Source organism: Streptomyces sp. NPDC059957 (assembly GCF_042730015.1).
In the GTDB taxonomy this organism is placed as follows: Bacteria; Actinomycetota; Actinomycetes; order Streptomycetales; family Streptomycetaceae; genus Streptomyces.
This window is the reverse complement of sequence record NZ_JBHWMB010000086.1, coordinates 1-11,380: the sequence shown is the minus strand read 5'-3', so window position 1 is coordinate 11,380 and position 11,380 is coordinate 1. Positions and strand designations below refer to the sequence as shown.

Sequence of the window (11,380 nt, the reverse complement as noted above, 5' to 3'; positions counted from 1 at the left end):
GGGAGAGAAGACAGAACGTCGCGGGTGGGGGTGGAGGGGGCCAGGCAGGGGCCTTTTTTTGGGGGTTGGGCGACCCGGAAAAGACAAAAAAAAAACGGCCCAGCCCCTGGAGGGATTCAGGTCCGTTCAGGCTTCGAGTGGGTGCGGGTCCGCCAGGATGCGTTCGGCGAGACCGCCCCGTACGGACGCCGCCGGGGAACTCTCCGGCTTGCGGGCGGCCTGGTCACGGAAGCAGGCCAGGAACTCGTCCGCGAGGCCCTCGCGGGGGTACCGGGCCAGTACCTCCGCCCGGAACCCGGCGGTGAAGTCGTCCGCGTTCCGCCCGGAGATGTCCGTGCCGGTGGCCCGCTCCAGCAGATGGCCCTCCGGGTCCTCCCGCACGTCCACCGCGTCCCACATGTGCCGCACGATGACCTCGTGCAGTCGCTGCCGGCGCTCCAACGGCCAGCCGGCCCCCGCGCCGAACACCCATGCCACGTGCCCGCCGGCCTCGTCGAAGGCGATGGTGTGGCTGTCGAACTCCGGGGCCAGCCCGATGTCGTGGAGCAGTGCGGCCACGTACAGCAGCTCGGCATCGTGCTCGATGCCCCGGTCCGCGGCGTACGCCGAGGCCCACACATAGGACCGCACCGAGTGGTTCAGCAGGGCCGGGGTGCAGTAGGCGGCGGCCACTTCGAGCGCGGCGGCACAGGCGGCGGTGTCGGGGGCGGTGGGTACGGTCAGAGCTTCGCGGGATCTTTCGGTGGTCATGATCCGGAGTATGCCGATCAACCTCGGTCGATCGACATCCATTTCGATCACTGAGACCCGAACCGCCCAGGCGGCTAAACGGTGAGGTCGAGCACGCTCAGGATTCCGTCCGCGTAGGCGGCCGATTCGGAGCCCGGGCAGCGGGCCGCCGTGTCGCGCAGTCCGGACAGCCCGGAGCGGATGTGCGCGGCGCACTGGCCGTACAGGCCGGCCTCGTGCGAGGAACCGTCGTCCTCCGCGCCCAGGAGGCGCAGCAGTGCCCACAGCAGGGCCTCGCGCGTCGACTGCCGGGGCGGGCCGGCGAACCAGATCGCCATCAGGACCCCGCACACCGCCGGGGCGGGCGGTCGCAGCACTCCGGTGTGGAAGGCGTGGCCCTCCAGGGCGCGGAAGGCGGCCGGGTGTCCCTCGGCCGCGTCCCACAAGGTGTCCGGGAGGTGACCGAGGTGACCGGCCGGGCGGCCGCAGCCGCATGCGATGGAGTTCCAGTCGTGCCGGGCGATCTCCCGGGCCACCGCGTCGGGCACCAGCGGGCTGGTGCGGGGCTGCTTTTCCGTCGTTCTCACGGGAGAAGTATGGGATCAGGCCGGTGGCCCGTCCAGAGCGGTCCGCCCGAAGGGGACCGCGAGGTCAGCCGCCGTGCCCCTGGCAGCCGCAGCCCTTGGCCGCGGCGCGCGGCAGCCCGTCGGTGAACTCGCTCTGCGAGAACACCGCGAGGACCGTCGCCGGCTCGGTGCCGTGGTTGACCAGGGTGATCTCCTTGTCGGCCGGCAGCATCGCGAAGGTGCCCGGGGCCACCGTCTTGGCACCGCACCCGCACGAGGCCTCCACCGTCCCGGCGACACCCGTGAGCAGCAGCTCGGACGAACCGTGCGCGTGGGCCGGGACCGTCCCGCCCGCCGCCACCTGGATCCGGACCGCCGCGAGGGCACGGAACGGACCGCCCTCGGGGTCGAGGCGCAGCGCGGGGCCGCCGGTGGTGGTGTCGGGGGTCGTGTCGATGGTCATGCCGAACATGGGTGGTTCCTCTACGCGTTGGTGCGCGGCTCGCGCCGAGCGGGCCGGGCCACGGCCACCGGTCCTTCCGGTCACGCTTCGAATTTAGACGACGGGCATCATCTCAATACCGGGCGGAACGTCCCGACCCTCCGGGCCTTTCGCCTCGCCTCGCCCGACCGTGACAGGCTGTGTCCGTGAACGAGGCACCGAGCGACCCGGCACCCAGGACACCGCTCTACCTGAAGGTCGCCGGGGACCTGCGGACCGCCATCACGGCGGGCGAGTACGGATCGGGCGCGCGACTGCCCGCGGAGGACGAGCTCGCCCGCCGCTACGGCGTCTCCAGGGGTACGGTCCGCCAGGCCCTGGCCGCCCTGCGCACCGACGGGCTGATCACCTCGCGGCGAGGCACCCGCCGGGTCGTCCTCGGTGGCGGCGCGGGGGAAGCCGGGGGAGTCGCGGAGCTCCGCAGCTTCACCCGGTGGGCCCGCTCGCTCGGCCAGGAGCCCGGAGGGCGGACCGTGGCCGTGGACCGGGGCGGTGCCGACGCAGAAGAGGCCGAGCAGCTGCGGATCGACGCGGGAGCCCCCGTGTACCGGGTACTGCGGCTGCGCACCCTGTCCGGGGCACCCGTGATGGTGGAGCGCACGACGTACCCGGAGCCGGTCGGCGCCCTGGTCGCCGACATGCCCCCGGACACCGTCTCCTACTCCGAGCAACTAGCCCGGCACGGAGTCCTCTTCGCCGACGCCCACCACACCATCGACATCGCGCCGGCCGACGCGGACGATGCGCGGCTGCTGGGCTGCCCGGCGGGCGAGGCCCTGCTGCGCGAACGACGCCGCTCCACCGACCCGGCCGGGGTCCCGGTGGAGTGGTCGCAGGACCGCTACCTGCCGGGGACCGTCGCCTTCACCGTGCACACCTCCGCCGCCAGCGCGCTGGGCCGCCGGCTCGGCCCCTGATCAGCTCGTGATCAGGCGTTCTCGGTCAGGGGTTGTCGGTCAGGCGTTCTTGATCAGCAGGGCCTGCAGCAGCGGCCGGAAGTGGTCGAAGTCCGGCGTGGCCGACTCGGGGTCCTTGGCCTGCTCGTCCCAGCGCCGCACGGCCACCGCGTCGGCCGCCCCCGGCAGGGCCTCGAAGGCACGCGCCTGCTCGGCGGTCATCGGGCCGCCCTGGACGCGCAGGGTGTGCACGGAGGCCTCGGAGAGCAGGTCGAAGTAGCCCGGCTCGGCCGTGCACAGGTAGCGCTTGGCGGCCACGTGCAGCCGGACCGGCTCGGTCACCTCCGGCCCGAACCACCGGGCCAGCCAGTCGGCCCCGGTGTGGCTGTGCCGGTTGTCCTGCCCGCCCTCCATCAGGTCGCGGCCGGTCACGGTTCCGTGGAAGTGCCCGATGTCGTGCAGCAGCGCGGCCGCCACCAGGTGGGCGGGGGCCCCGGCGGCTTCGGCGAGGGCCCCGGCCTGGAGCATGTGCCCGGCCTGGGTGACGGCCTCGCCGAAGTACTCGGCGCTGCCCTCGCCCTCGAAGAGGCGGGCCAGCGCGTCGACGGCGCCGGAGCCGGGTGTCTCGTAAGGGACGGTGGTGTCGGAGGCGTTCACGCGGAGGCTCCTTCGCGGCGCAGGACGGCAAGGGTGGAGAGCAGCCCGTCGAGATCTGCGTACGTCCCCTGAAGGTGACGCCCGCCCGATTCGGCGAAGGCGGTACGGGCGTGCAGCAGACGGGTGTTGTCGAAGACCACGCAGTCACCGGGCGCGAGCCGGAAGTCGAGCCGCAGCTCCGGCCGCTCCAGCAGTTCCCCGAAGAGCCGGTAGGCCGCGTAGAACTCCTCCAGGACGGCCGCGGGCTGGTGCAGCGTGGAGATGGAGCGGTTGTTGAAGCGGACCTCGCGGATCCGCCCGAGCGGGTCCACGTCGATCAGCGGCCGGTGGGCCCGCAGTTCGCAGTGCGCGTCGGCGAAGGCGAACTCCACCGGTACCCGGGTGAGCACCCCGAAGGCCTCCGGTTCCCGCTCGCGCAGGAGCGCGGCGGCGTGGAAGCCGTCGACCAGTCCGGAGTCGCCGCCCAGGGCCTCGTTGCGCAGGCAGTGCAGCAACTGGAGGGTCGGTACGGGGTCCCGGTAGGGGTTGTCGGTGTGCGGGGTGATCAGGGCGCCGGTGAAGGCCAGGTTGTTGGGGTCGGCCTCCACGCGGACCTCGAATAGCTCCCCGTAGTTCGTCTCGCGGACGAAGCCGAAGGTGCGTGCCACGTCGAGCACCATCCGGTCCCGGCAGGGAACCTCCCGCAGGAGGGCGAAGCCCAGTCGGACCACGCCGTCCAGGACCTGTTCGCGGACCTCGCGGGAGCTGATGTACGCGTCCCAGCCGCCCTGCGGGACCCGCCCGTCCAGGTCCGCCGCCGCCCACAGCTCCTTGTCCGCCTCGGTCCGCCCGTCCCCGGCCGCGCGGTACGCAGCTCCGTCCGGGGCGTGGGAGTCGAGCCACCTCGCCGGGTACACGGAGCGGTGGCCGTCCGGCTGCCACTCCACCTCCCAGCCGGGCCCGCCGTCGGGGGCGGGTGCTTCGCGCACGGCGCCGACGGTCAGGCCGGCGGGCAGCTCGGTGATCTGGAACAGCTTCTGCCCGGTGCGCGGGTCACGGCACTCGGCGCAGGGGCAGTTGTCGCGCAGCCAGGGCGCGGGCGGGCGGGTGATCGCCGGTACGGACATCGTGGCTCCTGCCAAGCTCGGAAAAGTTGTATATACAACTCTGGGATGCCTGTAGCGTGACAGGAGCAGGTGACCGGCAGATGGCGCACAGGTGGCCGGAACCGGATCGCGGCACCGGCCGTCTGAGACCGGGGCAGACGGACCCCGGGACGGACCGGCCGGCGGGTGAAGGCCCCCGCCGACGGCTGAGCGAGGAGCGTGGGGGAGACGGTGCGGACGGTAGGGGTGCGGACGGTAGGGGTGCGGACGGCAGGGCCGCGGACGGCGATGGCGCGGCCGGTGACGGCGGGGCCGGCGAAGACGCGGACGGTCATGGCGCGGACGGTCATGGCGCGGGCGGCCGTGTGGATCAGGCGAAGGATCGGACTCCTGCTGCTCGCGCTGCTCGCGACCCAGGTGGGGTCCCTCGTCAGTCCGGCCTACGCCTGCGGCTGCGGGGCGATGGTCCCCGACGGCAGCTCCCGGATCGGAGTCTCCCGGGAGGCCTCCGTGGTCCGCTGGGACGGCCGTACCGAGCAGGTGGCGATGCGGTTCACGGTCGGAGGCGATGCCAAGCGGGCCGCCTGGATCATGCCGGTCCCGGGGCGGGCCACGGTGCGCCTCGGCGACGGCGGGCTGTTCTCGCAACTGGTGGGCCTGACCGGACCCGAGTACCGCACCCGCAGCTACTTCTGGCCCCGTCACGGGGACTGGCCCTTCGACTCCGGCCGCGGGGACACGGCCGGAGCGCCGCCGCCCGGCAGCGGTGACCCGCGGGTCGGCGTCATCGGACGGGAGCGCCTCGGCGACTTCGACGTGGCCCGCCTGACCGCCACCGACCCCGAGGCGCTGGGGGACTGGCTGGGGGACAACGGGTTCGTGCTCCCCGACCGCCTCTCCGCCGAGCTGGAGCCGTACGTGGACCAGCGCTGGGAGTACGTCGCCGTACGGCTCGCCCCCCGTGAGCCGGGCGCCACCCTGCGCGGCACCCTGGACCCGCTCCTGATCCGCTTCGAGAGCGACCGGCTCGTCTACCCGATGCGGCTGTCGCGGCTGGCCTCCACCGCCCAGTCCCTGGGCCTGTACGTCCTGGCGGAGCACCGCATGGAACCCGTCTCCGCGATCGGCGGCGACGCGCCCGAGGTGACCTTCGCCGGGCGGATCACCCCGACGGGACCGGTCGCCGAATTCGCGGGCGCGGAACCGGTGTTCCTCACGGCCATCGACCAGAGCTTCCCGGTCCCGTCCCGGATCGACGGCGATCACGAACTGCGCGCCGCCGCGGCGGACGCCCCGTACCGCCGGGTCGAGTACACCGACGAGCTGCTCACGGCCGGCGGGATCCCGGTCTGGATCCTCGCGCTCGGGGGCGCGCTCGCGGTGACGGCCCTGGCAGCCGTCCTGACCGCGCTGCGGGTGCGCCGCGGACGAACGGCGGCCGTGCCGGGGAGCGCGCACGTGTAACCGGCGCGGATCCTGCCGTCAGTGGGCGGTGGATTCCGCTTCCGCCGGCCGATGCCGACCGTGCGCACGCTCCGTGCTCCGCCCGGCCTCCCGGGCCAGCGCCGGGGCGCAGAGCCACCAGGCGAGCAGCCCGGCCCCCGCGCCGGCCGCCGCCCCGGCGGCGGTGTCGCTGAGCCAGTGCGCGTGCAGCCAGGTGCGGCTCCACATCATCGCCAGCGTGAACACCGCGCCGCCGATCCACCACGCCCGGCGCCGGGCGGCCGGGACGAGGAGTGCGCCGACGATGACGACCAGGAGCGCCGCACCGGCCGCGTGCCCGGAAGGGAAGGAGCCGTGGTCGACCCGGACCAGCGGATTCTCCGGGCGCGGCCGGTCCACCAGGTGCTTCAGGCCCTGTATGACGAGCATGTTTCCGGCCATGTAGACGAGGAAGAGGAACCCCGCGGACACCCAGCGCCGCCGGATGAGCAGGAAGAGCAGCAGGCCGAGCGGGACGACGGCGCCCACCGGGCCCCCGAACCAGTTCAGCAGCGTGGCGACCACGGAGGGAAGCCCGTCGTGCGGTCCGCCCATCCAGGACAGCCAGCGGTCGTCGAGGCCCTGGAAGGGCGGCCGCGTGACGTCCCTCCGTACGACGAGCGCGAGCGCGGCGGCGGATGCGAGCAGCGCGATTCCGAGGGTGAGGGTGCCGGTGCGCCTGCTGCCCGGGTCCGTCGCGGACGCGGGTGCGCCGGCTTCGAGGGGTGGGTCGACGGGGATCGTGGACATGGCTGTGCTGCCTCTCGCGGCGGGTGGGAAAGGAGGGAGGAGGTATGAGGGGTACGAGGGGGAGGGATGGCGCGTGCAGGGGGCGTGGCCGGATATGGGGTGGCCACATCTCTTGCTTACACGTGTAATCAAGGAATGTAGCCATGCCCTCCCCGCACCACAACCCCCGAGCGACCAGCAGCCTTGCCGCCCCGCTCAGTTCCGCGCGCCGACCCCCGGCCGGATGATCGTGATTCCCGGTCCCGGCGCCGTGCCCAACGCCGCCAGCGCGGCCGGCGCCGCGTCCAGCGGAATCGTGGAGGTCACCAGCAGGTCCGGCCGCAGCGCTCCGGAGCGGACCAGTTCCAGCATCGGCGGGTAGGCGTGCGCGGCCATCCCGTGGCTGCCGAGGATCTCCAGCTCCCACCCGATGACCCGCTCCATCGGCAGCGCCACGGCTCCCCGTGCCGCGGGCAGCAGCCCGACCTGCACGTGCCGCCCGCGCCGGCGCAGCCCGGCCACCGACGCCGCCGCCGTGGCCGCGGAGCCGAGCGCGTCGAGCGACAGGTGCGCACCGCCGCGCGTGTGGTCCCGTACGGCCTCGGCCGCGTCGCCCCGCCCCGGATCCACGCAGTGCGCGGCCCCGAAGGCCCGCGCCAGCTCCAGCGCCGCCGGGGCGGTGTCCACGGCCACCACCCGGGCTCCCGCCGCCACCGCGATCATCACGGCCGACAGCCCCACCCCGCCGCAGCCGTGTACGGCGACCCACTCGCCCGGGGCCACCCGCCCCTGCGCCACGACGGCCCGGAAGGCCGTCGCGAACCGGCAGCCCAGTGCGGCCGCGGTGTCGTACGAGAGCTCCGCGGGCACGGCCACCAGATTGACATCGGCGTGCTCCAGCGCCACGTACTCGGCGAAGGATCCCCAATGCGTGAATCCCGGCTGCGTCTGCCGGGCGCACACCTGGTGCTGCCCGGCGGAGCATTCGGCGCAGCTTCCGCACGCGCAGACGAACGGCACCGTCACCCGGTCCCCGGTACGCCAGTTGGCGACTCCCGGGCCCACCGCCTCGACCACACCGGCCAGTTCGTGGCCGGGCACGTGCGGGAGCGTGATGTCCGGGTCATGCCCCATCCAGCCGTGCCAGTCGCTGCGGCACAGCCCCGTCGCCTCGACCCGTACGACCACCCCACCGGGCGCCGGCACCGGATCGGCCACGTCCCGTACCTCGCCGGGCTCCCCGTACCGCTCGAACACCACCGCGCGCACGCCGACCGCCTCCACTCGCCTGATCCGTCCGATCCCGACTCCCTTGTCGGCCCCGGGCCCGGATGCGAAGCTGCCGGGACGACCACCGCACACCATCAGGGGGACCCCATGACCCGCAAGAGGGCGCACAAGGCGACCCACAAGGCGAACCGCAAGCGTGCTGCCACGGTCGCCGCCGCATCAGTCCTGCTCGCTCTGACCGTCACCGCCCTCGGCGCGAGCACGTCGGCGTACGCGGCCGCGGGCGACAAGAAGGTCGAGGTCATCAAGTAGCCGGCCCGCCCCCCCGGGAACTCTTCGTAGACTGGCGGGCATGGTAAGCCGCATCAGTGAGCTGGTCATCGACTGCGCCGACCCCGAGCGCCTCGCCGCGTTCTGGAGCGAGGCCCTCGGCTACGTGGAGCTCTCCCGGGAGGACGACGGAAGCATCGAGATCGGGCCGGCCACCGCCGGATTCGGAGGCCCGCAGCCCACCCTCGTCCTCAGTCCGAGCAGCGACCCGCGGCGGGGGAAGCTCCGCCTGCACATCGACGTCAACCCCGTCGACCGCGACCAGGACGCCGAGCTGGAGCGCCTGCTCGCCCTCGGCGCCCGCCCGGCAGACGTCGGCCAGACCGGCGCCGAGACCTGGCACACCCTGACCGACCCGGAAGGCAACGAGTTCTGCCTCCTGCGCACCCGCCTGAAGCCCCTTTGACCCGTCCTAGGGCTGAGGCCGGGAAGGTTCATCGGTTTGCTCGTTGTACTGGTTGGAAGTGAGTTCTCCAACCAGCGTGGGAAGGCGGGATGGCGCAACGGTCCCGGTCCTAGCTGTATTGCCCTGGGAGGTTGTGGACGGGTGACCCAGATCTCGGCTGAGGTGTCTTGAATGGGTGAGGGCCTTCCGGGTTCGGTGTGGATTGCGACGTCTACACCGAACGACAGAAGGCCCTCATGCCCCACCGTAATGCACCCCTGACCGAGACCGGACGGCTGCGCCTGGCCCGCTGCGTGGTCGAGGACGGCTGGCCCCTACGCCGGGCCGCCGAACGCTTTTGTGTCTCACCCACCACCGCCCAACGCTGGTCCGACCGCTACCGGGCTCACGGCGAAGCGGGCATGAGCGACCACTCGTCCCGCCCGCACCACAGCCCGCGCCGGACCCCGACCCGCACCGAACGCCGGATCATCAAGGTCCGCCTCGCCCGCCGCTGGGGGCCGGCCCGCATCGCCCACCTGCTGGGGCTGGTGCCCTCGACCGTGCACCGCGTCCTGACCCGCTTCGGACTGGCCCGCCTGAGCCATCTGGACCGGGCAACAGGCCGTGTCATACGCCGCTACGAACGCGACAAGCCCGGCGAACTCGTCCACGTGGACATCAAGAAGCTCGGGAACATCCCCGACGGCGGCGGACACAAGGCCCTCGGCCGCCAAGCCGGCCGCAAGAAACGACCCCGCCTGGGCTACAGCTACATCCACACCGCCGTCGACGACCACTCCCGCCTCGCCTACAGCGAGATCCTGGCCGACGAGAAGAAGGAGACCGCCGCCGGGTTCTGGACCCGCGCGAACGCGTTCTTCACCGACTGCGGGATCACCGTCGAACGCGTCCTGACCGACAACGGCTCCTGCTACAAGTCCCACCTCTGGCGCGACGTCCTCGTGGCAGCCGGGATCACCCACAAGCGAACCCGGCCCTACCGGCCCCAGACCAACGGCAAGGTCGAACGGCTGAACCGGACCCTGCTGGAGGAGTGGGCCTACGCCCGCCCCTACCGCTCAGAGCAGGAACGACGCGCCGCGTTCCCCCAGTGGCTGCACACCTACAATCACCACCGCGGACACACCGCACTCGCAGGCAAACCACCCGCCAGCCGCGTCCCCAACCTCACCGGGCAATACACCTAGCCCGTTCAGACGGTCACCATCCGCCTGACCGTCCTCGGCAAGCCCCTCACCCGCTGGTCCATCCGCAAGCTCACCGATCACCTGCGCAGAAACACCGCCAGGCCCGTCCGGATCGGCCAAGAGGAATCCGATGAGGCGGGCGGCCGCTCAAGACGGCCTGACCCTCCGTGGACGCCAGGGTCACACAGTCTCGACGTCGGCCGGGCGCCGATGGCCGCAGTCGATCTCGTGACCGGCGACATCCGTGACATAACCGTGGACCCTGTTGAAATGCACCGAAACCGAACCTGGCCGGTAGTCCACCTGGAAGGGCTCGTTGCCGAGTGTCGTCCCAGGCCAGGGGTCGCCTTCGGAGGAACCGACCGTCCAAACGACAAAGGTCTCACCTGGACGCAGCCAGTGGTCACTCCCATAGTGCTCCAGGACCAACTCTAACAGCTCGGCACTGTTGTTCCTAACCCGTAGACGTGCCGCTGGTGCATCCTGCGCTGTCACTGTTCCTCCATCACCAAGCGACCCTCCTGCCGCAGCAGAGTACGCAGGTGGCCCCTTCAGCTGAACCGGCGAACCTTCCCGGTCACAGCACTAGGACGGCTTGGCGGAGGACCAGGCGGTGACGGTCACCTTGTCGTCGCAGAAGGCGAACACGCCGTCGTCCATGGCGATCTGGTGCTTCCCGGCGCCGAGTACGCCGATGACCACCGTCGGGTAGGAGCCCGGGGTCGCGCCGGACGCGCAGTAGCCGTCCGCCTCGCCCTGGACCTGGACGAAGGTGAGCTTGGTCCACGCCCGGGCGCCCGGGGCCAGCACCACGTTGGCCGCGTCGGGGCCGGTGTGGGTGGTGGCCAGTGGCTTGTTCTTCTCCGGGGAGCCGTTGCCCGCCGCCGCGACCGTCGGGTACCCGTACACCTTGCAGGGGGACGTGGAGGTGTTGGTGACGGAGACGATGGCGGCCCCGGTTCCGGTACCCGGCGGGCGGACGTCGGCCTGGTGCCCTTCGGAGACCTTGATGTCGGCGACCGTGCAGGGCTTCTTCGTCACCCCGCCGGTGCCGCCGGAGGAGGAGCCGGCCGGGGGCGACGCGCCGGCCGAGGGCGACGTGCCGCCCGTGGCACCTCCGTTCCCGCCGCCGCTGGTCGTTCCGCCCTTGTCCCCGCCGGTGGGCGTCGGCCCGGCCGGCCGTGAGGCCGTGGCCGGCGCCGAGGGCGCGGCGGCTTCGCCGCCGTCGCCGGTGGGCGTGCAGCCCGTCATCAGAGCCGCTGCTGCCAGAACCGTCGCCAGAGCCGCCGCGGTCCGGCCGATGCCTGCTGTGTACTGCATTGGGTGCTCCCCGAGGTTCACGACCGGTCCCGCACCGGCACTCGCGTGCAGGAACACGGCTCACGGACCCGAGCAGGTTCCCGCCGCACGCCGCTGTGGCGGTTCCGTGACGCGCCCATGACGTACGGCCGCCACCCGGGCGCCGTACACGGGGCGCACCCGTCTAGTGCTGTGGCCGGAAAGGTTCACCGGGTCACGGCGCCCGGCACGGCACCTCGCCGCGTTGGCGGACCACGGAAGTACGTCCAGTACGAGCCG

13 protein-coding genes are annotated in these 11,380 nt (G+C 72.5%); 5 read left to right on the top strand and 8 right to left on the bottom strand.

All coding sequences use genetic code 11. The features are described 5' to 3' along the window. Positions 1-126: 126 nt before the first annotated feature. The 3 genes from ACFWBW_RS35960 to ACFWBW_RS35950 form a co-directional block, all read right to left on the bottom strand. Positions 127-750 (bottom strand): HD domain-containing protein, encoded by a 624-nt coding sequence (locus ACFWBW_RS35960; protein WP_385382072.1) that lies wholly within the window; start codon positions 748-750, stop codon positions 127-129. 74 nt (positions 751-824) lie between these two features. After that, positions 825-1,316, bottom strand: coding sequence for a hypothetical protein (locus ACFWBW_RS35955; protein ID WP_385382069.1), 492 nt, complete (start codon positions 1,314-1,316; stop codon positions 825-827). Between the two features lie 64 nt (positions 1,317-1,380). Beyond that, positions 1,381-1,767 carry a cupin domain-containing protein gene (locus tag ACFWBW_RS35950; protein WP_385382066.1) on the bottom strand — a complete coding sequence of 129 codons (387 nt, stop codon included), beginning with the start codon at positions 1,765-1,767 and terminating at the stop codon, positions 1,381-1,383. 176 nt (positions 1,768-1,943) lie between these two features. Between ACFWBW_RS35950 and ACFWBW_RS35945 the strand changes: the two genes are divergently transcribed. Then, positions 1,944-2,714 carry a GntR family transcriptional regulator gene (locus ACFWBW_RS35945; protein ID WP_385382063.1) on the top strand — a complete coding sequence of 257 codons (771 nt, stop codon included), beginning with the start codon at positions 1,944-1,946 and terminating at the stop codon, positions 2,712-2,714. Positions 2,715-2,753: 39 nt separating this feature from the next. On the opposite strand, the gene ACFWBW_RS35940 is transcribed toward ACFWBW_RS35945, so the two are convergent. Then, positions 2,754-3,350, bottom strand: a complete 597-nt coding sequence (locus tag ACFWBW_RS35940; protein WP_385382060.1) for a phosphonate degradation HD-domain oxygenase — start codon at positions 3,348-3,350, stop codon at positions 2,754-2,756. Continuing rightward, the gene (locus tag ACFWBW_RS35935) at positions 3,347-4,456 is read right to left on the bottom strand and encodes a TauD/TfdA family dioxygenase (RefSeq protein WP_385382057.1); all 1,110 of its coding nucleotides are present in this window, start codon (positions 4,454-4,456) and stop codon (positions 3,347-3,349) included. The genes ACFWBW_RS35940 and ACFWBW_RS35935 overlap by 4 nt, the downstream gene beginning before the upstream one ends. 327 nt (positions 4,457-4,783) lie before the next feature. On the opposite strand from ACFWBW_RS35935, the gene ACFWBW_RS35930 reads away from it, so the two are divergent. Continuing rightward, a complete protein-coding gene (locus ACFWBW_RS35930; RefSeq protein ID WP_385382120.1) occupies positions 4,784-5,899 on the top strand; it encodes a DUF2330 domain-containing protein in 1,116 nt (371 codons plus the stop codon). Between the two features lie 18 nt (positions 5,900-5,917). On the opposite strand, the gene ACFWBW_RS35925 is transcribed toward ACFWBW_RS35930, so the two are convergent. Together ACFWBW_RS35925 and ACFWBW_RS35920 are read right to left on the bottom strand one after the other, a co-directional pair. Continuing rightward, positions 5,918-6,667 (bottom strand): phosphatase PAP2 family protein, encoded by a 750-nt coding sequence (locus ACFWBW_RS35925; protein ID WP_385382054.1) that lies wholly within the window; start codon positions 6,665-6,667, stop codon positions 5,918-5,920. Between the two features lie 195 nt (positions 6,668-6,862). Further along, positions 6,863-7,915 (bottom strand): zinc-dependent alcohol dehydrogenase family protein, encoded by a 1,053-nt coding sequence (locus ACFWBW_RS35920; RefSeq protein ID WP_385382051.1) that lies wholly within the window; start codon positions 7,913-7,915, stop codon positions 6,863-6,865. Between the two features lie 108 nt (positions 7,916-8,023). On the opposite strand from ACFWBW_RS35920, the gene ACFWBW_RS35915 reads away from it, so the two are divergent. The 3 genes from ACFWBW_RS35915 to ACFWBW_RS35905 all read left to right on the top strand — a co-directional run bounded on the left by ACFWBW_RS35915 (position 8,024) and on the right by ACFWBW_RS35905 (position 9,802). Beyond that, positions 8,024-8,188 carry a hypothetical protein gene (locus ACFWBW_RS35915; RefSeq protein ID WP_385382048.1) on the top strand — a complete coding sequence of 55 codons (165 nt, stop codon included), beginning with the start codon at positions 8,024-8,026 and terminating at the stop codon, positions 8,186-8,188. A gap of 40 nt (positions 8,189-8,228) precedes the next feature. Continuing rightward, the gene (locus ACFWBW_RS35910; RefSeq protein ID WP_385382046.1) at positions 8,229-8,612 is read left to right on the top strand and encodes a VOC family protein; all 384 of its coding nucleotides are present in this window, start codon (positions 8,229-8,231) and stop codon (positions 8,610-8,612) included. Positions 8,613-8,848: 236 nt separating this feature from the next. Further along, on the top strand, positions 8,849-9,802 hold the full coding sequence (locus ACFWBW_RS35905) for an IS481 family transposase (RefSeq protein ID WP_385382043.1): 954 nt from the start codon (positions 8,849-8,851) through the stop codon (positions 9,800-9,802). A gap of 585 nt (positions 9,803-10,387) precedes the next feature. On the opposite strand, the gene ACFWBW_RS35900 is transcribed toward ACFWBW_RS35905, so the two are convergent. Beyond that, positions 10,388-11,122, bottom strand: a complete 735-nt coding sequence (locus ACFWBW_RS35900) for a DUF4232 domain-containing protein (RefSeq protein WP_385382040.1) — start codon at positions 11,120-11,122, stop codon at positions 10,388-10,390. Positions 11,123-11,380: the final 258 nt, after the last annotated feature.

Bases quoted from the DNA above. Each gene is read 5' to 3' on its own strand.
- ACFWBW_RS35905 (WP_385382043.1), top strand. From the start codon at position 8,849: ATGCCCCACCGTAATGCACCCCTGACCGAGACCGGACGGCTGCGCCTG.
- ACFWBW_RS35910 (WP_385382046.1), top strand. From the start codon at position 8,229: ATGGTAAGCCGCATCAGTGAGCTGGTCATCGACTGCGCCGACCCCGAG.
- ACFWBW_RS35930 (WP_385382120.1), top strand. From the start codon at position 4,784: ATGGCGCGGGCGGCCGTGTGGATCAGGCGAAGGATCGGACTCCTGCTG.
- ACFWBW_RS35925 (WP_385382054.1), bottom strand. From the start codon at position 6,667: ATGTCCACGATCCCCGTCGACCCACCCCTCGAAGCCGGCGCACCCGCG.
- ACFWBW_RS35960 (WP_385382072.1), bottom strand. From the start codon at position 750: ATGACCACCGAAAGATCCCGCGAAGCTCTGACCGTACCCACCGCCCCC.
- ACFWBW_RS35915 (WP_385382048.1), top strand. From the start codon at position 8,024: ATGACCCGCAAGAGGGCGCACAAGGCGACCCACAAGGCGAACCGCAAG.
- ACFWBW_RS35935 (WP_385382057.1), bottom strand. From the start codon at position 4,456: ATGTCCGTACCGGCGATCACCCGCCCGCCCGCGCCCTGGCTGCGCGAC.
- ACFWBW_RS35900 (WP_385382040.1), bottom strand. From the start codon at position 11,122: ATGCAGTACACAGCAGGCATCGGCCGGACCGCGGCGGCTCTGGCGACG.
- ACFWBW_RS35950 (WP_385382066.1), bottom strand. From the start codon at position 1,767: ATGTTCGGCATGACCATCGACACGACCCCCGACACCACCACCGGCGGC.